The following is a 19,405-nucleotide window of genomic DNA, read 5'->3' on the forward strand; positions in this document are numbered from 1 at the left end:
TCGTTTGGAAACATCTGCAGAAACAAAGCTATACCAGTGAACAGCCAAGAATATCTTGTACTTGAACAAGAAACAGCTGAGCTTTTTAAAGAAATCTTTAACAATCAATATGAAGTACTGGGATTGAAGACACTCGTGATTCATTTTCACGGTGTTTTCAAACCATAGTCATTAATAGGCATCTTATTTTGCACTCGTATCGACAGGTTTAACAAATAACATCATGAATGAATTATAATATTAATTTGCAGTTATTTCCGTTTCGTGCTATGATAAAGGGGAATTATTTTTGTTCGTGTAAAGGATAGTATGAATATCGACTTTTCGTCTTGATGATACTTTGGGCAAGGATAGTAATACAATGTGTAACACACTAGGAGGCAACAAAAATGGAACAAGGTACAGTTAAATGGTTTAATGCAGAAAAAGGTTTTGGATTTATCGAACGTGAAAATGGAGACGATGTATTCGTACACTTTTCTGCAATCCAAAGTGACGGATTCAAATCTTTAGACGAAGGTCAAAAAGTAACGTTTGACGTTGAGCAAGGTGCTCGTGGAGCTCAAGCTGCTAACGTTCAAAAAACTGCTTAATCTTTAATCGTTTATACAAACAGGCTCTTTATACAGGGCCTGTTTTTTTATGTTCTCTGTATCATACTGAATAAAAAAAACCCTACTCAACGTTCGAGTAGGGACAGTTGCTACAAGGTAAGAAAAAGGTTTAAAACCTCAAAGGATTGTTTACAGTATAACATACCGGATTGACGATATGTGGAATATATATAAATGATTTGTTTTTATGTTCTCAATATATCTGTATGTTATTCTTTGTTACATTTCGCATATCTCTAATATGAAAAGAAGATAAACAACTGCTATTCACTGTCGCAAGAGATGTAAGAAATTCTTAAAGATAAAGAGGAGAGTGGTTGTTTTTTCTTCCGGAAATAATCACTTAGACCTAAAACAATGAAAGCCCTGCCTCTCTTCCATCCTTACGGCTCCTTGTCCGTGCCAGTGTGAATCAGGATTACAAAAATCAAGTGACTATTTCATCGAGAATTCAAGTGTTCGTTGAAGAAAAAATAAAACAGATTAGATTGAGGAGTAATAGAAGCGGTTAATGTTTAAAAAGTAAGTTGAAGAGGTTGAACGTCTAATCGTAATATTCCGAAAACTTTCGGGTGCTTTTTGGAATGCAAAACATTATTTAAAATTAACCTTAGCAGAAACTTTTTATTTGTTTTTCAGTGATTCCTTTAATGACTTCCAGTTCACTAATCAAAAATTCATATGCATTATCCAGCATTTTTTTTTCGCTTGCGTTAAGTGCTTTTTCTTTCTTCATACGCATTAAATCACGTACAACTTCAGCGCCTTCTTGTATTTCACCCGTTTTTATTTTGTCCGTGTTTATTTTATACCTTTGCTTCCATGGCAGTAACCTATCTGATTCTCCATGCTGAAAAATGTGCATAATGTGTTTTAATGCAAGTATATCGGTAACTGGTCGTATATTCGAACTCAATATTTTACGCGTTGGAATCATAACTGTCATATTACTGATTGACATTCTTATGACATAATACTGTTGTTTTTCCTCTAAGAATTCTTTTTCTTCTATGGCTTCAATTGTACCTGCTCCGTGCATTGGATAAACAATGTTATCGCCAATTTGAAACATATCATCCACCTCCATATATAGGAACTTAACTTAAGGTTATCATATATGGAGTGAGATATCAAATTTTTAATGATAACATGGTCATTTATTGGTGTCAATAACTTTTTTGAAAAACAACATCAAAACAAGAGGGAACCTGTGGGATTCCGGCTTTCATAACCAATGAAATGTTGAGGGTCCAGCGGGTGAATAACCCGTGGAGGTTCAAGTCCTCTCGGCCGCATCTCAATGATACCAAGGATTTTTTACAACCTTTGGTATTTTTTATTTCTTTTTAAAACATGTGTTTTGTGGCCAAAAGAGTTCGCTGCTTATAGGAAGTCGTCCGGTTTGCCAGCCATCCTTTGAAGAGTCTTTTTATTTTCCTTAGTGTATCGGTTATTCTGCTGACTGCGTGCGGCGGAATGAGATATGATAATTCGATTAATGAAATGATAAAATAGGAGAAGACAGCCAAAAAGAAATGAGAGCAAATTCAGATGCGTAACACAAGAATAACTCATCGTGATCGTATTCGTACACATTTTTACAGAGGAGGACAATTATGATTGGAATACTGGCAGGAATGGGGCCAAAATCTACTGGGCCATTTGTAGATAAGGTAGTAGACGAGTGCCAAAAAATATATGGAGCAATACACGACATGGATTTTCCTCATATGATGATTTATTCTTGTCCGACTCCTTTCTACATGAATAAACCTCTCAATCATACGGACATGGAAAAGGCAATTATTGAGGGGGCTGTAAAGCTTGAAAAAACGGGTGTTGATTTTATTGCAATCCCATGTAATACCGCACATATTTATTTTAATCAAATAAAAAATGCGCTTTCAGTCCCTTTACTAAACATGGTTGATGAAACCATAAAAAAAATATCTAAAGGTTCAAAAAAAGCAGCTCTTTTAGCCACCGTTCCTACGGTTCAATCTGGAATATTTCAAGAAGCGTTAAACAGAGAAGGTTATGATTTTTTACATCAAGATAGTTGGCAAGTCTATGTCGATCACATAATAGAAAAGATTAAACAAGGTCAAATCGATGAGGCTGGTACATTATATGATGAATTACACCGTGACTTAGCAGAAAAGGTTGATACGGTTATCATTGCATGTACGGATTTAAATATGGTCACGGATCAAAAAAGCAGCGAACTTACCTTTGTTGATTCATCAGCTTGTCTCGCTCAAGCCATTGTAAATAAGTATGTATCATTAACAAAATAAGCCGTCTGATTTATCAGCAAATTCAGGGCGCTTTTTTCCGTTAAAGCGCCCGGCTTCGGCAGATATACAATCCTCGATTACTTCTTTGAATGTAACTTCCCCGTGTTATTGTTCTTTTAACATTGAATATTTTCGATACGCTTTATAGTAACTGATACCGAAGACAACAGCCATAAGAGCGGGAAGCGACCTTAGAAGGGCAAATGGAGTTTCAAATAAAAATGCTTTCCAAAACATTGCGCCTTCCATACTCCACAGACCTTCAGCTAAATACAAACCTGAATTCGTGTAAATCATATTACAATAAAACAAGCACAGTAACCCAAAACAAGATGAAAAACTCATTAGTCTTTTATAATAATTACTCTTTGATTGGCGATCCGAGAAGATTTCATTTTGATCATCATCTTCTTTTTGCCAATATCGAGTTCCAAGCCCCCATGGGCCATTTATATAAACCCAGCCGAAGTCTTCATATATCTCTCTGTAATCTTCGAATTTTTTCTTTGATAAATAATCTTGATAATCCAGTCTCATCACATATTTTTTGTCGGTTTTTTCGAAAGTGTATATTCCTAATCCGCTGATATTTGTACAGCGATAGCCTTTTTGTAATTGCTCGTTCAGCCATTGCTCCTCTTTTTCAATATCAAAAAACATCTTAAATGTCTTCATTCGATTCACTTCCTTCGTGCAGGGATAAAATATGCAGTAACCTGTTTTGTTCCATTTTCAAAATGGCGCTTCCTTCCGCAGTTATCATATAAACTTTTCTCCGGCCCGACTCTCCAACAGGTTCAATCCAGCCATGCTTATTCAAGTTTTCAATCGCGCCGTATAATGTGCCGGCTGCTAAAATAACAGTTCCGTTACTCATCTTTTCGATCTTCTGCATGGCGGCATAGCCATGAAGCGGCTCCCGCAAAGCTAATAAAATATAATGCATGGTTTCAGACAGCGGTAATAATTTATGTTTCATATCCTCATCCTCTATTCAGTCTGACTATATAGTTAAACTTAATACAGTTCAACTAAATAGTCAATGGTCTTTTCAAAATTTGTCAAAGGAACTTGAAAATCAAATCTAAAAAGTCGCTTTTCTTACGTAATGGGAAGCGACTTCTGAGTAGTCCTATTCAATTAAATGGCCCGATTGTTGGATGTAATGCTTAACTTCAGTGTTTGAAATGTCGGGCGGTAATAAGATTTCACTTTATCGAATGCCCAGCGTATAAATACCCCAGGAAGGTCCAAACCCTCTCGGCCGCATTAATAATACCAAGGGTTTTGAGTCCCTTGGTATTTTTTGTTCATTGTATGATGACGTAAACTTCTGACTTACTTAGTGGCTGTCGTTCCAGTTTTTCTCTATAAAAGTATTAGCAGGCTGTAAGTTGGTTTTGTTCGCAATTTCAATGACAGCGGGAACCACGGAAGGGTCTGTTTTGGAGAAGTTAGGAATCCGTGGATCTAACCGGAAAAAGCGATCTCCCAGCAGATTCGCGCTGACCATGGATTCATAGTAGCCATTTCCGCCGGAGATCATCTGAAGAAATGGCAGTAAAGGTTCATTAGGCGACCTGTCCAAAAGGACTCCCCAATTTGGAGGAAGGTTCTTCAGATTTTCGGGACGTATGTTATCCGCACTCACCATTCCCCATCCCCTCGTATCTCTTCTTAACCGAGTCGGGGCTTCACCTGTACCGATGGATAGCGCCGCAATTTGATCCAGTGGCACGTTGGCTTTACCAACCGCAAACGCGATACTGGCCGTACTGGGGTTCGTTGCCACTACATATCCGTCCACGTAGTTTTGATAGGCTCGTTGCGTTGCGGGAGCACCGCTGCTCCGCAGTATGACATCACTCACTTTCTCATTTAAATAGGGAGAGCCGGGAAAGTTGTGAAATAATACGGGCGTCCAACGATCCAGTGCTGGGGAGTATAATTTGAATGAAGGGACAACAATTCGTTTTCTTACATCTTTAAGACGAAGTCCTGGCGGGAAAAAGTTTCGTACCGCTTTAATAAAACCGGAATATGGTAATTGTTGATTGAAAACAGGTCCGCCCGGCCGGGAAGTGCTGAATGCGGGCAGGATTTCATCCTCAAAATACTGAAGTGTTTCCTTCGGAGATCTTCCGCTTGCTAATGCAAGGGCAGTAAATGAACCGATTGAATTTCCCGCAAATACATGGGTTCGACTTATTAATGCTGGATTTTCTTCAGCCAGTCTGTTCAATAGTTGTAAACTTAAAGCACCTAAGGTACCGCCCCCGTCAAAGGTCATGATCCGATATTTTGCCAAAGCTGATTTCTCCTTTCTGATGAAAACTATCATTCAGTATATGTTCACCCAGAGTCTATTGTATGGATGAATGAATATCTCCTTATCTTAAAAATGGTTTGATTATCAATCCAGCGAGTCGGGAAAGAATATGTTTTTTATTTAAAGAGGTTTTTTCCGGGAAAAAGGAGAATTATTTAAAAATAAAAGGGGGAAAACACTTGAATACGATTGACCTTATTGTTTTACATTTTGAAGAAGTAAGACGGCGAAGCATCAAGTTATGGACAGCTATACCTGAGGAAAAAATGGACTGGCGCCCGGATTCCGAAGCAATGTCGTGTAAGGAAATGATAAGACATGTATTAGAAGCGGAATTTCTTTATCATCACATTTTACTAAAACAAATGAATGAGTCTTCAGAGGAATCTAAAAACCCGTATGAATCAAAAACGTTTACCACAGTAACCGAAGAATTAGAATTCGCAAAACCGTATCGGGCCGAGTTTTTGACATTCATCAAATCGTTAAACGAAACAGATTTAACAGATATAAAGATTGACAGGTCTGATGTTGGATATATTCGCGAACTAGGAGACATGTTATTAAGAATCGCTTATCATGAGTCCGTACATACCGGTCAGCTTTTAGACTATCTCAGAACTGCTGAAGTGGACAGGCCTTTAATTTGGGACTAGTTAAATGATTGAGTTTTACATGGGAAGGGGAAAGAATGGAATATAAACCGATTAATTTCCAAGAGAAATTAGCTGCGTTCCAAGATCAATGGTCTCCAAAAGTAATCGCTGAAATGAATGATTATCAATTTAAACTTGTTAAAGTACAAGGGGATTTTGTTTGGCATAAGCATGACGAAACAGATGAAGTTTTCATTGTCATTAAGGGTAATTTAATCATTGAATTTCGTGATGGAGAAGTAAAATTAAATGAAGGTGAAATGTTTGTCATTCCGAAAAATGTTGAACATAAACCTTATGCAGAATCAGAGTGTCACATTTTGCTTGCAGAACCTAAAGGTGTTGTGAATACCGGGCAGGAAATAACTGATCAAACAGCTGAAAATGATGTCTGGGTCTAGCCTGTAACAAAAAAACGATCAAAAATCCGAAAGACCGAATGACGATTAGAGAAAATGATCAGGAAAACCAATTAAGAAAAATTTAAGGTTAAATATTGAAAAATTTTGTTAATATTATAATACATTGTTTGGAAATGTAATCATTTTATAAGGAGTTTTCTAATTGCGTTGGAGTAAATGGTTCAATATTTTTTGCATAGCAGCATTGGGATCAATATATGGCTATAAATTGTTTACTAACCAAGAAGTCAGTACGGCTCGTTTAATCATAGCTGCTGCAATTATCTTGTGGAACATTGTCGGACTTTTTAGCAAAGAACCAGTAAAACAAACACAGCAAGCAAACTAAAAGTCAAAAACACAAAAAGTTGGTACAGAAGGATGCTGCAGCGCGCAGCATCCTTTTTCGCAGTCTCTCTTTTTACGCTGCTTATCATAAATCATTTAAGTTTCATCAAGCATCCAGAATCTGTTGCATCGATAAATGAAAATTGCCCTAAAATGTGTCGATTCATCAACATAATAGTCCAAGCTGGGGTTTTTTATTTACATAGTATGAAGAGATTAAAAAATGCGAGAAGGAGTGGCGTAATGTATTATAACGAAGGTGAAGATCAACAGTACGTTCAGAAGAAAAAGCCATACAACGAAGCCTGTGACCTTGGCCATGATTTTGATATGGCGGACGACGAAGCAAGAGCGGAAGCAGCAAGAGAAGCAGAAGCGAGAGCCAGAGCGGAAGAGGCAATAGCAAGAGCGGAAGAAGCAAGAGCCCGAGCAGCAGAAGCAAAGGTAAAAGCGGCAAAATTAGCAGCAAAAGCGAAATGTAAAAAACGTCATAAGAAAGAGAAAAAACATGATTGCAAACGTAAGCACAAGAAGAAAAAATAAGAGCTTTTCATCATGTAAAAGATAAAATTCATGTGTATTGATTTTACCCGTACAGGGGTGCAAAAACGATAAGAAAAAGATTCTTGTCGGGCGATCAAGCAGAAAGGTTGCTCAGCCGGTGTCTCGGCAGAACCACGCATGGCAGGGCAAACATAATTTTCTATGGACTTCCATAGTTTGGTCGGTATATCACGCCAATAAATGTAAGTGCCTATCATGACAAAAAGGCAGGAGAGACAAGAGTTTCGGCAGCTTGCCGCTCTTGTTTTTTTTTGTTTTTATATCATCTTCGCGTATATGTATCTATTTTTAAGTTTGCAGATCATCTGTCTAAGAATTTGTCCCATTCCTACATATACTGGTATCGGAATCAAATGCTTATTGGGAGTGAAATAGATGGGATCAGCACAGTTAACAGGACGCATCATCTTCAAAGGGGACCCCGGCTATACACAGGCGGTTAAGAATTGGAACCCTTATGTTGATGTCTGTCCGCTTGTCTTTGTTTTTGCACAAAATTCATACGATGTAAGTAATGCTATTAAATGGGCTCGTGAGAAGAATGTGCCTATGCGTGTCAGAAGCGGCCGCCATGCTCTGGATAAAAATCTTTCCACGGTAAGTGATGGGATTGTTATTGATGTGAGTGACATGAATAAAGTTTTCTTAGATGAAAAAAACGCGGTAGCAACCGTTCAAACCGGCATTCACGTCGGCCCGCTTGTAAAAGGTTTAGCTCGGGAAGGTTTTATGGCCCCGTTCGGAGACAGTCCAACCGTCGGAATCGGAGGAATCACAATGGGAGGCGGATTTGGAGTGCTTTCACGATCGATCGGCCTGATAAGCGATAACCTTCTCGCACTGAAAATGGTAGATGCCAAAGGCAGGATTATTCAAGCAAATCAATCCCGCAATGAAGATTTACTGTGGGCTTCCAGAGGCGGCGGGGGAGGCAATTTCGGATATAACACCCAATATACGTTCAAAGTTCACCGTGCCCCTAAAACCGCAACCGTCTTTAATATTATTTGGCCGTGGGAACAGTTAGAAACGGTATTTAAAGCGTGGCAAAAATGGGCGCCGTTTACAGACGAACGATTAGGATGCTACCTGGAGATTTACAGCAAAGTAAATGGCTTGTGCCATGCGGAAGGATTGTTCCTCGGTTCAAAACCAGAGCTGGTTCAATTATTAAAACCTTTATTAAATGCCGGAACGCCGGCACAAACAGTAATCAAAACACTATACTACCCGGATTGTATAGATTTCTTAGATCCTGACGAACCGATTCCCGGCAGATCTGATCAGAGTGTTAAATTCTCCTCGGCGTGGGCGCTCAATCTTTGGCCGGAAGAACCTATTGCAGTAATGAGACAATTTTTAGAAAAAGCGACTGGGACAGAAACCAATTTCTTTTTTATCAATTGGGGCGGCGCGATAAGCAGAGTTCCAAGCAGTGAAACAGCCTTCTATTGGCGCCGGCCATTGTTTTATACGGAATGGACGGCTAGTTGGAAAAATAAATCACAAGAAGCTTCGAATCTTGCATCAGTTGAAAGAGTGCGTCAGCTGATGAAACCATATGTAACAGGTTCATATGTAAATGTTCCGGATCAAAATATCGAGAACTTCGGAAAAGCATATTATGGCTCAAACTTTGCAAGGCTTCAAAGAATAAAGGCGAAATACGATCCCGAAAATGTATTCCGTTTTCCGCAAAGCATCCCGCCCTCGTATAAATAGTTTGATCGTTTTGGGAAACAAAATAAAATGCTGCGTTTGCATTCTAAACATTATTATTGGAGCACACCAGAACATTCAGGTGTGTTTTTATTGTTGTTTTCATTTCTGAAATGTGGTTATTCACTTATATCGATTTCCCATAAGTGTCCATCGGGGTCTTGGAAGTGACCGGCGTATCCGCCCCAAAAAGTATCATGAGCGGGGTCAGTTATCGTTGCTCCTGCCTGTTTTGCCTGTTCCATGACTTTATCGACTTCAGCTTTACTGCTGACGTTATGTCCTCATGTAAATTCCGCAGGGCTTGGAGCAGTTAACGTAACGTTTGATTCATGTGCGATGTTTTTGGGTCCCAAAGGGCAAGTTTCAGTCCCGTTTGCAAGTCAAAAAAAGCAGCTGCGCCATGTTCAAATCTGTACCGGCTGTTCCTTCTGTAGGCAGACCCAAGCCATCCCGATAGAAGTGCAGCGATTTTTCTAAATTGTCTGCGCCTGAAGTGATTACTGTAATCCGCAACTTCATAGCAATCATTGATTAAGAGCAATATAAAGTATTGGACATTTTCATTGAAAATATTTTGACATTTCAGTAAAGAACCTATATATTCATATATGAGCACATAATCATATACGGTTATTTTTGTGTCCATGTTAGAATGCTTCATAACAGAAAAGAAATAATAAATGCAGTGTATGAGATAAGGAGGAGATTTTTATGGGTCACAATCACAATCACGCTGGCGGGTCCAATAAGAAGGTTTTATTGATCTCTTTTATCGTGATTACAGGTTATATGATCATAGAAGCGATAGGCGGATTTTTAACCAATAGTTTAGCGCTTTTGTCAGATGCAGGCCATATGCTGAGTGACTCGATCTCATTAATGGTTGCTCTGATTGCTTTTAAATTGGCCGAAAAAAAGGCAAGTCATCATAAGACATTCGGCTACAAACGATTTGAGATTCTCGCAGCTGTGATAAACGGTGTTGCATTAATAGTGATTTCCCTTTATATCATTTATGAAGCAATCAAACGTTTCTCTCATCCGCCGGAGGTAGCAACAACCGGCATGCTGACGATTAGTATCATCGGGTTAGCTGTGAATATATTGGTCGCTTGGATTATGCTGAACGGCGGAGATACAAAGAATAACCTGAACATAAGAGGGGCTTACTTACATGTGATAAGTGACATGCTCGGATCTGTAGGTGCCATACTGGCTGCGATTCTTATCATCTTCTTCGGGTGGAGCTGGGCAGATCCAGCGGCCAGTGTCATTGTGGCTATTCTTGTTCTGAGAAGCGGTTACCATGTGACGAAAGACTCCATTCACGTATTAATGGAAGGAACTCCGGAAAATATCGATGTCACTGACATCATTCATACAATTGAAGAGACAGAAGGAATTCAAAGCATTCATGATTTGCACATATGGTCTATCACAAGCGGATTGAATGCTCTTTCCTGCCACGCTGTTGTTAACGATCAACTGACCATTTCTGAAAGCGAAAGTATTTTACGCAAAATTGAACATGAACTTGTAGACAAAGGCATTACACATGTAACCATTCAAATGGAAACAGCAGCGCATAATCACGACAATACGATTCTTTGTCAGGCCCAAACTGAGAATCCGCGTGACCATCATCATCATCATTAAAGGAGGAAATAGGGACTCACTTGTCTGCTGACAATTAGGATAAAACCGGAGGGGGGATTCATATGTACGACACGATAGTAATCGGAGCCGGTCAGGCAGGAATCTCAGTAGGATATTATCTAAAGAAGTCGAAACAAAAGTTTATCATTTTGGATAAAAGTCATGAAGCAGGAGAAAGCTGGAAAAACCGGTATGACTCATTGGTTTTATTTACTTCTCGAATGTACAGCTCTTTGCCTGGAATGCCGCTTGAAGGAGACAAGCATGGACTCCCTTCAAAAAATGAAATTGCTGCTTATCTGAAAAAATATGTTGAAAGATTTGAAATCCCGATCCAATTACGGACAGAAGTAATAAGTGTCCAAAAATTAAAGAACTATTTCTTAATAAAAACAAACCGGGAAGAATATCAAACGAAGAATCTTGTGATGGCCGCAGGTCCTTTTCATACCCCTAACATTCCATCAATATCAAGGGATGTAGCCGATCATATTCATCAATTACATTCTTCACAATATAAACATTCAAAACAACTGGCGCCTGGGAATGTACTGGTAGTCGGCGGCGGGAATAGCGGGGCTCAGATAGCTGTTGAATTATCCAAAGAAAGAGTTACATATTTGGCTTGCAGTAATAAACCGGTTTATTTCCCTTTATGGATTGGAAAAAGAAGCATCTTTTGGTGGTTTGATAAATTAGGAGTTTTACATGCAAGTCATACATCAATATTAGGCAAGTTCATTCAAAAGAAAGGCGACCCCATATTTGGGTATGAATTAAAACATGCAATAAGACAGAAGAAGATCATCTTAAAAAAAAGAGTCATAGCCGGAAAGCAAAATGAAATCATTTTTAAAGATTCATCTTCATTAGTAGTAAACAATATCATTTGGGCAACCGGTTTTAAGAATCCGCTTTGTTGGATGAAAATAGAAGGTGTTTTGGATAAGGAAGGCCGAATTATACATCACCGGGGTGTTTCAGCTGTAGAAGGATTGTACTTTATTGGTTTGCCTTGGCAGCATAGGCGAGGTTCAGCGCTGCTTCAAGGTGTAGGAAATGATGCTGAATACATTGTAAAACAAATGAACGGCGGATAGACTGAGGAGAGCAGTAACTTACGTGTTTACTGCTCTTTTTTGTGTTGAATAAGTCCGGTTATGTGACTGTGTAAAGCCGAAAAAATCATTAATAAGAAGATCCCTGACTCATTGATTGTGCAACATTCTGACGTACTTCCCGAGCTAACTGCGCGGCACGTAAGGAAGCCTGCCAAATAGCCGGACTCACTGCAGATTGACTGATGGATAATGCCTGTTGTGTGGCTGGAACCATTGGTCTTAGGAGATTTTCCGCCTCGTCTACAGATGACGCGTATTGGTGACCGGCTGCTCTTCGCAGGTCTGCTATCGCTGCGGGGAAGTTTGACCATAGACGAAGTATTGAATTCATGCAGCCAACCATAAGAGGAAAATGAGGAGCCCGGCCTTGTCCGGAGGCGAGAAGCTCTGCTGCGCCTAAAGCGGAATAAACGTGATAGCTCAACGGAGTAAGATATTTCGCGTGTACAGTATGAAGTTCTCGTAATCCCCAAGTGTCTGGAAGAAATCTGAATTCTGAACTCATACCGCATCCCAGAGCGAGTGCTCTGCTGACAGCCTGCAAGTGTTTCACTACCGCAGCCATTGATTGTTGAAAGGAGGACGAGTGTATTGGAATTTGTTGAATCGCAGATAAATGGCTTCGCATTTTATGATTTGCCTGACTTAAATCAGGCTGCTGTCTGTAATCATATACATAATACGGATAATAATCATAATACATATCTAGACTCCCTTTATGAATGACTTTTAGGAGCAGGATATGCACCCAGATTGTTTTTGATAAGGGCATGTGCCTAAATGAATCCATCAGTGCAACTATTTTCGTCCGCGCATATTCAGTTGGTATTTTTTATGAAAACGGATTTTGTGGCCAAAACGTTTCTGCTAACTTAAGTCTTTTAGGCTGAAAAAGGGAATTTCTTAGTGCGGCACACTCTCATACAAAAAGCATAGGATAATATCACAAAAATTTAAAATTGCGGGGATGAAAAATGTATTATATACCTTTTTCGCATCAATGTTATTATTGTGTGAATGTACCGATGTATAGCGATGGAAGGTCTGTTTATTGGACTTTTCCAAATAACCATGATCCTTCATACGAAGATAGAAACCTTCTCTTGAAAGATTATGGACCAAAACCATTTGTTGTGAATATCAATAAAGCCGCAAAACAAAACAATACGTTCCGTACGGCCCTATGGACAGGAAAGCATTTTCAAATTACTTTGATGAGTCTTGGTATTGGAGAAGATATCGGTTTGGAGATCCATCCTCACGTAGATCAATTCTTACGGATTGAGCAAGGCCGAGGGATAGTTAAAATGGGCAAGAGTAAAGATAATTTAAGTTTCCGAAGAAATGTCTATGATGATTATGCCATTGTTGTCCCTGCCGGCACTTGGCACAATGTTATTAATACGGGTAATACGCCGTTAAAACTATATTCAATTTATGCTCCTCCCAACCATCCGTTTGGTACAGTTCATGTGACAAAGGCCGATGCAGCGGCTGCGGAAGATTAGTAGGATTCCAGAGGACTTTGCTGCTGCAAAGACTATAGAAAAAATGGTATTGGGACAGCATGATGAAATAAAGCGATTGAATGGCTGAAACACAAAATATTAACGTTTCAGCTTGTCATAGTGCAGTTGATGCGATGCTTTATTCCACAACTTTTCAACAGCAAATGTGGTTTTTTTGTCTGACCATTTTAATTGATTGGCAGTCAGTGAAAATAGACATTTGTAATGAATTTATCGTTGCTCCTCCAAATAAGCGGCTTTAACTGCCAAGTTTCTGTTTCTCTTCATACCATTTGCGAAGCTGATGAATATGAGCTTGATGATATCTATTATGGTCTGCCATATGCCATATTCCCCATTGAATGGTTGCTTGTTTTTCTGCTTCATAATCTGCTGTATGATTCAGCTGATCGTCAGTTAATTGATAACAAACAGACTTAAACATGCTGAATACTTCTTCATAATCAGTGAGAATTTGTTTTAATGAAACACCGGAAATGAAAGGGATCTTATTGTTCTGATCTAACATTGGTCCATACTTCTCTTCAAGCTGCTTTGGTATCGGTTCACCCTTTATTCTGAATATCCAGTTGAGATCAACATATGCTAAGTGTCTTATTAGCTGAGCTGTACTATTGTATGTTTGATTTGGTCCTTTATAATCGATCTCCTGCTGTGACATGTCTGACACAATGGATATTAAGCGGCTGTAATTTTCATTAACGGCAGAATACAGCATTCCCACAAGATGATCCATGTGCGTTTCACCTTTTAAATCTAAAATCATTAACCCCACCTCATTAGCACAATTTTTATATCAGTTTGCCTTATTACTCATATTTGTCAAGCCATCCGGGGAATGGGCCGCTGTAAGACGAAGCTATGAAGCAGGCTCTCTTTGCCTGCTTTTTTTGTGTGTCGGCTTTACATCTGACATGTTAAGTTATCTGAAACTGTACCTTTTTAAATGTCAGACAGTGTTATATGATACTCTGCAGATATTCAAGAATATGTACTTGGAGGACATTCTCATGCGAAATTTTAATGTTGCTATCCCTACGCCTTTTCATGAAGATGAAAGTTTATATTTAGAAGGATTTGATGCTATTGTCGAACATTTGAAAAACAGCGGTATCCATTCGTTACTCATATGCGGCACGACTGGTGAACAGCATTCACTCAGCATAGATGAGCGTCTTCAGATCATTGAGTATATTAATCAGCGAAAATTTGAAGATGTTGAACTGATGTTCGGTGTTTCAGCCGTAAGAACCAGTGATGCCGTCAAACTGATGAAACACATCGAGAAAACCAATATTGATTCTGTACTGATTGGTTTTCCTCCTTATATAAGACCGACACAGCAGCAAGCCGTTTATTACGTTGACGAACTTCTCAGTCATACCTCTAAAGAGGCTGTGCTTTATAATAACCCCGGCCGGACCGGTTTTAATCTGAGTGAGAAAGCGCTTAAAGACTTAATAAGCCGGCATCCGGGGATAAGGGGGCTGAAAGAAGGAGGAGACGTTCTGCGTCATAAACAAACAGAGTTCCCTGATCACTTTATTTTGTTTGCGGCAGGAGACGTTGAATTTCCGAAGATGCTGAGTAACGGGTGTAACGGCCTGTCAAGCATGGCGGGAAATGTCTATCCTGAAGAAATCAGAGAAAGCTTCAGCAGCTTATCAGAAAATAAACCGATTAATCTGGATCGAATAAACGATCTGATTGCTGAAGTGACAAATCATCATACTGTCATGAATATAAAAAATCACTATAAGAAGATTGGGATTCAAGCAGGCAGCTGCCGGTCACCCATTATATAAGAAATGTTCCGTCGCGGATAAGTGAAACATGTGATCAGCGCGCTTTCTGTACTTGGATTAGGCTTAATAAGCAAGTTATATAATACTGTCATTAGCGGGGGCGTAAGCATTTGTTTAACTTTACATAAGGGAACCCTTATGATATGGTGATTATTGCTAATATTGACAAGAAAGAGGTGAAAGCGATGATAACGATTTATGGAATTTTGTATGGTGAAAATGCAAAAATTGGAAACATCTTGGCGGATAAAGGGAGCAGTCTGTCCTTTTTTAAGCCAAATCATCATACAAAAACAGTTATCGGTGCTTTTTCTCTATGTCAAATAAACGATAATCCAATGACATAATGTCCTTGTTTATTTGTGCATGATGTTATTTAAGCGTAACACCGATAATTGTGTCGGTGTTTTTTTGTGCCTGATTTTTAAAAAAGGTTAGATGATCACTCCCTTCTATTTACTCAAACAAACCAGAGTTTTATGGAAGGATGAGAAAACATGCAACAAAAAAACAAGTATATAAGAATTCAAGAGTTCCTGAAACAAAATAAGTTTCCTGATTTTAGAATGAATCAAATCAAAAATGCTGTGTTCAAAGGGAGAATAAATCATTTCATTGAAATAACGGTTCTTCCTAAATCCTTGAGAAAATTGTTAATAGAGGAGTTCGGAGAGTCAATTTTAAATATTGCTCCTTTAAAAGTGCAGCATTCTGAGCAAGTTACAAAAGTCTTATTTGAAATTTCAGGAGACGAAAAAATAGAAACGGTTAATATGAAATATAAAGCCGGTTGGGAGTCATTTTGTATATCCTCGCAGTGCGGCTGTCATTTCGGCTGTACATTTTGTGCAACAGGAGATATTGGTTTAAAACGCAGCTTAACATCAGATGAAATGACTGACCAAATTTTGTACTTTCACTTAAAAGGACATTCAATTGACAGTATTTCTTTTATGGGAATGGGAGAAGCATTAGCGAATGTACAAGTTTTTGATGCTTTACATGTGCTTACAAATCCGGAGTTGTTTGCTTTAAGCCCTCGTCGGTTATCTATTTCGACCATAGGTATTATTCCGGGCATTAAAAAAATCACTCAGGATTATCCGCAGGTCAACCTGACGTTTTCATTACATTCTCCTTTTAATGAACAGCGAAGCAAGTTAATGCCGATTAATGAACGCTTCCCGTTATTGGAGGTAATGGACACATTAGATGAGCATATACGTGTGACCTCAAGAAAAGTTTATATTGCTTATATTATGCTGCCGGGAGTTAATGATTCTATTGATCATGCGAATGAAGTAGTAAATCTTTTAAGAAGCAGATATAAGAGAGGGAACTTGTTCCATGTAAACATCATTAGATATAACCCGACTGTTAGTTCACCTATGAGATTTGAAGAAGTAAATGAGAAACAAGTTGTAAACTTCTATAAAAAATTAAAGTCAGCAGGAATTAACGTGACCGTCAGAAGTCAATTTGGCATTGATATAGATGCTGCTTGCGGACAATTATATGGAAATTATCAAAAAAATAAGAACCGATAAATCAGGTGCAGAACTCGGTTTGACTTCATATTATTTCATTTGATAACATAAAATGGTTATCGTGATTGAAAAAAAGATACCCGTTTTTATAAAAAAGGAGTCATAACGTTGCTGAAAAGGTTTTTTCTTGTTTTTCTTACGCTGATAATGTCTATATTTGCTGTATTCGCGGCTGCTGAAGAGTCTCCCGGCGATCGTGTCATTTCTTTTGACGAGCCTATGATTTTATTGATCTCGCTCGGAATCATCTTATGTTTGTTCATTCCGCCAATCGTCATGTCCTTTTTTGGCAGCTTGGTTGTGAGAATCATATCCGGAGTCTATCAATGTTTTATCGTCCTAACGTTTGCGGGGCTCATTCCGATTGGATTTCTGATTCCCAATGGCTTTTTGACAATTCTTGCTGCCGTCCTGGGAACTTTGGTCAGTTCAGCCAGTGTTGCGGTCACCTTATTCGTTGGCAGGACAGAGAACACAAATAAGCTTTCGTAAGCGGTTTTGACAACAATAACACGTCCTGAAAACACCAAGTGTCACAGACCCTTGGTGTTTTTTAATTCCGGCAGAAAAGAAGGTATAATGGGCGGGGAAGAGGTGTCAGCCAATGAAAATAACCAGAGAGACATTAGAAAAACAGCAAATTTGGATATATGGTGTGACTCTTGTGATCGGAGGAATAGCGGGGATCGCCGGGAAAGATTCAGGACTTCGCTGGGGATGGACGATATCACCGTTTATCGCTGTTCTCATGTATGCCATGTTTGCCCAAATCCCATTCTTGAAGCTGAGGGAAGCCTTGTCAAACCTCAAGTTTATGTCGGCTTTACTGATCGGTAATTTCTTAGCTGTACCTGTCGTTGTATGGGTGTTAACCGCCATTTTTCCTCAATCTCCTCCTATATTATTAGGGGTTTGTTTGGTATTGCTTACACCTTGTATTGATTACGTCATCGTCTTTACTCAGCTCGGCAAAGGAAATGAGAGATTAATACTGGCTTCCACGCCGGTTTTGTTCGCCGTTCAGATGGTATTGCTTCCGTTATACCTGCGGCTGTTTATCGGGAAAGAAGTGATAGGAGCTGTTCATGCGGGACCGTTTCTGGAAGCATTCTTATTGTTAATAGCGGTGCCGCTGCTGGCGGCGGTGATGACTCAATTATGGGCTGATAAGAAGCCGGCGGGAGAAAAGGTGCTGGAATGGACGGCGTGGCTGCCTGTTCCTTTTATGGCTCTGGTCTTACTGGCGGTCGTCGCCACACAAATCGGCAAGGTCATCAGTGATGCTGACATCATTATACGTGTGATCCCGATCTATCTGTTATTCCTGCTCATTATGCCGTTTGTCTCCCGGTTTATCGCAAATGCGTTCTGTCTGGATACAGGTGAAGGAAGAGCATTGATCTTCAGCACAGGCACAAGAAATTCACTCGCAGTCCTTCCGTTAGCGCTGGCTTTGCCGGATGCTTGGGCCTCATTGGCCGCCGCTGTTATCGTCACACAGACGATTGTTGAGCTGATAGGCGAATTGGTTTATATAAAAGCGGTGCCCGGATGGCTGCTGAAATAAAAAATAATTTAAACTGAAAAAAACATACCAACAAATAGTGGTATGTTTTTTATATCGATTATAAAGTTGCAATATCAATGACGAAACGGTAGCGGACATCGCTTTGGAGAACCCGTTCGTACGCTTCGTCGACTTGATCGGCCGGTATCACTTCAATTTTAGGAGCAATGCCGTGCTCGGCGGCAAAATCAAGCATCTCCTGAGTCTGCGGAATACCGCCGACGAGTGAACCCGCAATGCTGCGGCGGCCCGTGATTAAGGAGAACACACTGTATGAATCCGGCTTAGCGGGCGCTCCCACATTTACCAATGTACCGTCAATGCGAAGCAGAGATAAGTAGGCATCTACGTCAAGGTTCGCGGATACTGTATTTAAAATAAGATCAAAACGTCCGGCCAGCTCAATAAATGTATCCGGATCGCTTGTTGCAAAGTAATGATCGGCTCCAAATTCAAGCGCTTCGTCTTTTTTGTTCATTGAGCGGCTGAGGACGGTGACCTCTGCGCCTAAAGCGTGCGCGAATTGAACGGCTAAATGTCCGAGCCCGCCCATTCCGACAATCGCCACTTTTTTGCCGGGGCCGGCATTCCAGTGTTTCAGCGGAGAATACGTGGTAATGCCCGCGCACAATAGCAGGCTGGCAGCATCCAAATCCAGCTGATCGGGAATCCGGACAACGAATCTGTCAGTGACAACTATTTTCTGGCTGTAGCCGCCGTATGTAGGGTTTCCGTCGTAGTCCAGGTTATTATAAGTCTGAACAACGCCTTTTGTGCAATATTGTTCGTCTCCGTTAAGGCAGTATTCACATTCCCCGCAGGAGTCTACAAAACAGCCGACACCCACACGGTCGCCGACGGCAAATGTGGTGACGTCTTCACCCACGGCTTCCACAACTCCGGCAATTTCGTGCCCGGGAACCATCGGAAAGATTCCGCCGCCCCATTCATCGAATGCGCTGTGGATGTCTGAGTGACAAATCCCGCTGTACTTAATATCAATCAGGATATCGTGCGGCCGTAATGCTCTTCTCTCAATCGTCGTCTGCTCAAATTTAGCTTTTGCATGCGGAGCGCTTAATACACGAGTCGGATGATTATTACACATGGTTATCTTCCTTTCCAAGGTAAAGTGATGAATCCTCTGTTCGGTTTTACTTTAAATGTTAAAGCGGACTTTAAGTCAAGGAGTTTGGTTTATTTTTTTATGAAATGATATTCTATAATGGCACGCTTATGAAAGGTATGA

22 protein-coding genes and 1 pseudogene are annotated in these 19,405 nt (G+C 39.8%); 15 read left to right on the forward strand and 8 right to left on the reverse strand.

Translation table 11 applies throughout. The features are described from left to right. Window positions 1–389 precede the first annotated feature (389 nt). Window positions 390–593 (forward strand): cold shock protein CspC, encoded by a 204-nt coding sequence (gene cspC / locus NYE38_RS02590; RefSeq protein ID WP_003156143.1) that lies wholly within the window; start codon window positions 390–392, stop codon window positions 591–593. Window positions 594–1,224: 631 nt separating this feature from the next. Here the strand turns inward: cspC and NYE38_RS02595 are convergent. Then, a complete protein-coding gene (locus NYE38_RS02595; protein ID WP_110085355.1) occupies window positions 1,225–1,686 on the reverse strand; it encodes a CarD family transcriptional regulator in 462 nt (153 codons plus the stop codon). Window positions 1,687–2,230: 544 nt separating this feature from the next. On the opposite strand from NYE38_RS02595, the gene NYE38_RS02600 reads away from it, so the two are divergent. After that, a complete protein-coding gene (locus NYE38_RS02600; protein WP_123117619.1) occupies window positions 2,231–2,911 on the forward strand; it encodes an amino acid racemase in 681 nt (226 codons plus the stop codon). A 105-nt stretch (window positions 2,912–3,016) separates the two neighbouring features. On the opposite strand, the gene NYE38_RS02605 is transcribed toward NYE38_RS02600, so the two are convergent. The 3 genes from NYE38_RS02605 to cotR all read right to left on the reverse strand — a co-directional run bounded on the left by NYE38_RS02605 (window position 3,017) and on the right by cotR (window position 5,219). After that, window positions 3,017–3,586 (reverse strand): DUF2812 domain-containing protein, encoded by a 570-nt coding sequence (locus NYE38_RS02605; RefSeq protein ID WP_340801276.1) that lies wholly within the window; start codon window positions 3,584–3,586, stop codon window positions 3,017–3,019. Beyond that, window positions 3,573–3,890: a helix-turn-helix transcriptional regulator gene (locus NYE38_RS02610; RefSeq protein ID WP_015239232.1), complete on the reverse strand. Its 318-nt coding sequence runs from the start codon at window positions 3,888–3,890 to the stop codon at window positions 3,573–3,575. The genes NYE38_RS02605 and NYE38_RS02610 overlap by 14 nt, the downstream gene beginning before the upstream one ends. Before the next feature lie 363 nt (window positions 3,891–4,253). Next, window positions 4,254–5,219, reverse strand: coding sequence for a sporulation hydrolase CotR (cotR, locus tag NYE38_RS02615; protein ID WP_014416989.1), 966 nt, complete (start codon window positions 5,217–5,219; stop codon window positions 4,254–4,256). Between the two features lie 200 nt (window positions 5,220–5,419). Between cotR and NYE38_RS02620 the strand changes: the two genes are divergently transcribed. From NYE38_RS02620 to NYE38_RS02640, 5 genes are all read left to right on the forward strand, one after another. Continuing rightward, window positions 5,420–5,896 carry a DinB family protein gene (locus NYE38_RS02620; protein ID WP_014416990.1) on the forward strand — a complete coding sequence of 159 codons (477 nt, stop codon included), beginning with the start codon at window positions 5,420–5,422 and terminating at the stop codon, window positions 5,894–5,896. A gap of 35 nt (window positions 5,897–5,931) precedes the next feature. Further along, complete coding sequence (locus NYE38_RS02625; RefSeq protein ID WP_017419204.1) at window positions 5,932–6,297, forward strand: cupin domain-containing protein; 366 nt, start codon at window positions 5,932–5,934, stop codon at window positions 6,295–6,297. A gap of 163 nt (window positions 6,298–6,460) precedes the next feature. Continuing rightward, entirely contained in the window at window positions 6,461–6,646 is a 186-nt protein-coding gene (locus tag NYE38_RS02630; protein ID WP_017419203.1) for a hypothetical protein, read from the forward strand. A gap of 242 nt (window positions 6,647–6,888) precedes the next feature. Further along, window positions 6,889–7,188: a hypothetical protein gene (locus tag NYE38_RS02635; protein WP_017419202.1), complete on the forward strand. Its 300-nt coding sequence runs from the start codon at window positions 6,889–6,891 to the stop codon at window positions 7,186–7,188. Window positions 7,189–7,584: 396 nt separating this feature from the next. Then, window positions 7,585–8,931, forward strand: a complete 1,347-nt coding sequence (locus NYE38_RS02640; protein ID WP_104843114.1) for an FAD-binding oxidoreductase — start codon at window positions 7,585–7,587, stop codon at window positions 8,929–8,931. 116 nt (window positions 8,932–9,047) lie between these two features. Here the strand turns inward: NYE38_RS02640 and NYE38_RS02645 are convergent. Next, window positions 9,048–9,450, reverse strand: a pseudogene (locus tag NYE38_RS02645) (VOC family protein). A 192-nt stretch (window positions 9,451–9,642) separates the two neighbouring features. Between NYE38_RS02645 and NYE38_RS02650 the strand changes: the two are divergent. Beyond that, on the forward strand, window positions 9,643–10,587 hold the full coding sequence (locus tag NYE38_RS02650; RefSeq protein ID WP_063636962.1) for a cation diffusion facilitator family transporter: 945 nt from the start codon (window positions 9,643–9,645) through the stop codon (window positions 10,585–10,587). Window positions 10,588–10,649: 62 nt separating this feature from the next. Then, window positions 10,650–11,687: an NAD(P)/FAD-dependent oxidoreductase gene (locus NYE38_RS02655; protein WP_017419199.1), complete on the forward strand. Its 1,038-nt coding sequence runs from the start codon at window positions 10,650–10,652 to the stop codon at window positions 11,685–11,687. An 88-nt stretch (window positions 11,688–11,775) separates the two neighbouring features. Here the strand turns inward: NYE38_RS02655 and NYE38_RS02660 are convergent, their stop codons facing one another. Next, the gene (locus NYE38_RS02660; RefSeq protein ID WP_017419198.1) at window positions 11,776–12,411 is read right to left on the reverse strand and encodes a hypothetical protein; all 636 of its coding nucleotides are present in this window, start codon (window positions 12,409–12,411) and stop codon (window positions 11,776–11,778) included. A gap of 271 nt (window positions 12,412–12,682) precedes the next feature. Here NYE38_RS02660 and NYE38_RS02665 point away from each other — a divergent pair, with 271 nt between their 5' ends. Then, window positions 12,683–13,216, forward strand: coding sequence for a cupin domain-containing protein (locus tag NYE38_RS02665; protein WP_063636959.1), 534 nt, complete (start codon window positions 12,683–12,685; stop codon window positions 13,214–13,216). A 259-nt stretch (window positions 13,217–13,475) separates the two neighbouring features. Here the strand turns inward: NYE38_RS02665 and NYE38_RS02670 are convergent, their stop codons facing one another. Beyond that, complete coding sequence (locus NYE38_RS02670; RefSeq protein ID WP_022552656.1) at window positions 13,476–14,003, reverse strand: DinB family protein; 528 nt, start codon at window positions 14,001–14,003, stop codon at window positions 13,476–13,478. A gap of 244 nt (window positions 14,004–14,247) precedes the next feature. On the opposite strand from NYE38_RS02670, the gene NYE38_RS02675 reads away from it, so the two are divergent. The 5 genes from NYE38_RS02675 to NYE38_RS02695 all read left to right on the forward strand — a co-directional run bounded on the left by NYE38_RS02675 (window position 14,248) and on the right by NYE38_RS02695 (window position 18,156). Further along, window positions 14,248–15,042, forward strand: a complete 795-nt coding sequence (locus tag NYE38_RS02675; protein WP_026092306.1) for a dihydrodipicolinate synthase family protein — start codon at window positions 14,248–14,250, stop codon at window positions 15,040–15,042. A gap of 143 nt (window positions 15,043–15,185) precedes the next feature. After that, window positions 15,186–15,389, forward strand: a complete 204-nt coding sequence (locus NYE38_RS02680) for a hypothetical protein (RefSeq protein WP_017419194.1) — start codon at window positions 15,186–15,188, stop codon at window positions 15,387–15,389. Window positions 15,390–15,539: 150 nt separating this feature from the next. Next, on the forward strand, window positions 15,540–16,589 hold the full coding sequence (locus tag NYE38_RS02685; RefSeq protein WP_340801266.1) for a Cfr family 23S rRNA (adenine(2503)-C(8))-methyltransferase: 1,050 nt from the start codon (window positions 15,540–15,542) through the stop codon (window positions 16,587–16,589). Between the two features lie 108 nt (window positions 16,590–16,697). After that, window positions 16,698–17,081: a hypothetical protein gene (locus NYE38_RS02690; RefSeq protein WP_022552659.1), complete on the forward strand. Its 384-nt coding sequence runs from the start codon at window positions 16,698–16,700 to the stop codon at window positions 17,079–17,081. A gap of 112 nt (window positions 17,082–17,193) precedes the next feature. Further along, window positions 17,194–18,156: an arsenic resistance protein gene (locus NYE38_RS02695; RefSeq protein ID WP_021495046.1), complete on the forward strand. Its 963-nt coding sequence runs from the start codon at window positions 17,194–17,196 to the stop codon at window positions 18,154–18,156. Between the two features lie 58 nt (window positions 18,157–18,214). Here the strand turns inward: NYE38_RS02695 and NYE38_RS02700 are convergent, their stop codons facing one another. Continuing rightward, window positions 18,215–19,264, reverse strand: a complete 1,050-nt coding sequence (locus NYE38_RS02700; protein ID WP_340801262.1) for an NAD(P)-dependent alcohol dehydrogenase — start codon at window positions 19,262–19,264, stop codon at window positions 18,215–18,217. Window positions 19,265–19,405 lie beyond the last annotated feature (141 nt).

The organism is Bacillus sp. EU63, from assembly GCF_038592915.1.
In the GTDB taxonomy this organism is placed as follows: domain Bacteria; phylum Bacillota; class Bacilli; order Bacillales; family Bacillaceae; genus Bacillus; species Bacillus velezensis.

Excerpts from the sequence above, each read along its gene's own strand:
- cspC (WP_003156143.1), top strand. The coding sequence starts at position 390 with ATGGAACAAGGTACAGTTAAATGGTTTAATGCAGAAAAAGGTTTTGGA.
- NYE38_RS02595 (WP_110085355.1), bottom strand. The coding sequence starts at position 1,686 with ATGTTTCAAATTGGCGATAACATTGTTTATCCAATGCACGGAGCAGGT.
- NYE38_RS02600 (WP_123117619.1), top strand. The coding sequence starts at position 2,231 with ATGATTGGAATACTGGCAGGAATGGGGCCAAAATCTACTGGGCCATTT.
- NYE38_RS02605 (WP_340801276.1), bottom strand. The coding sequence starts at position 3,586 with ATGAAGACATTTAAGATGTTTTTTGATATTGAAAAAGAGGAGCAATGG.
- NYE38_RS02610 (WP_015239232.1), bottom strand. The coding sequence starts at position 3,890 with ATGAAACATAAATTATTACCGCTGTCTGAAACCATGCATTATATTTTA.
- NYE38_RS02625 (WP_017419204.1), top strand. The coding sequence starts at position 5,932 with ATGGAATATAAACCGATTAATTTCCAAGAGAAATTAGCTGCGTTCCAA.
- NYE38_RS02635 (WP_017419202.1), top strand. The coding sequence starts at position 6,889 with ATGTATTATAACGAAGGTGAAGATCAACAGTACGTTCAGAAGAAAAAG.
- NYE38_RS02640 (WP_104843114.1), top strand. The coding sequence starts at position 7,585 with ATGGGATCAGCACAGTTAACAGGACGCATCATCTTCAAAGGGGACCCC.
- NYE38_RS02650 (WP_063636962.1), top strand. The coding sequence starts at position 9,643 with ATGGGTCACAATCACAATCACGCTGGCGGGTCCAATAAGAAGGTTTTA.
- NYE38_RS02655 (WP_017419199.1), top strand. The coding sequence starts at position 10,650 with ATGTACGACACGATAGTAATCGGAGCCGGTCAGGCAGGAATCTCAGTA.
- NYE38_RS02660 (WP_017419198.1), bottom strand. The coding sequence starts at position 12,411 with ATGTATTATGATTATTATCCGTATTATGTATATGATTACAGACAGCAG.
- NYE38_RS02665 (WP_063636959.1), top strand. The coding sequence starts at position 12,683 with ATGTATTATATACCTTTTTCGCATCAATGTTATTATTGTGTGAATGTA.
- NYE38_RS02670 (WP_022552656.1), bottom strand. The coding sequence starts at position 14,003 with ATGATTTTAGATTTAAAAGGTGAAACGCACATGGATCATCTTGTGGGA.
- NYE38_RS02675 (WP_026092306.1), top strand. The coding sequence starts at position 14,248 with ATGCGAAATTTTAATGTTGCTATCCCTACGCCTTTTCATGAAGATGAA.
- NYE38_RS02680 (WP_017419194.1), top strand. The coding sequence starts at position 15,186 with ATGGTGATTATTGCTAATATTGACAAGAAAGAGGTGAAAGCGATGATA.
- NYE38_RS02685 (WP_340801266.1), top strand. The coding sequence starts at position 15,540 with ATGCAACAAAAAAACAAGTATATAAGAATTCAAGAGTTCCTGAAACAA.
- NYE38_RS02695 (WP_021495046.1), top strand. The coding sequence starts at position 17,194 with ATGAAAATAACCAGAGAGACATTAGAAAAACAGCAAATTTGGATATAT.
- NYE38_RS02700 (WP_340801262.1), bottom strand. The coding sequence starts at position 19,264 with ATGTGTAATAATCATCCGACTCGTGTATTAAGCGCTCCGCATGCAAAA.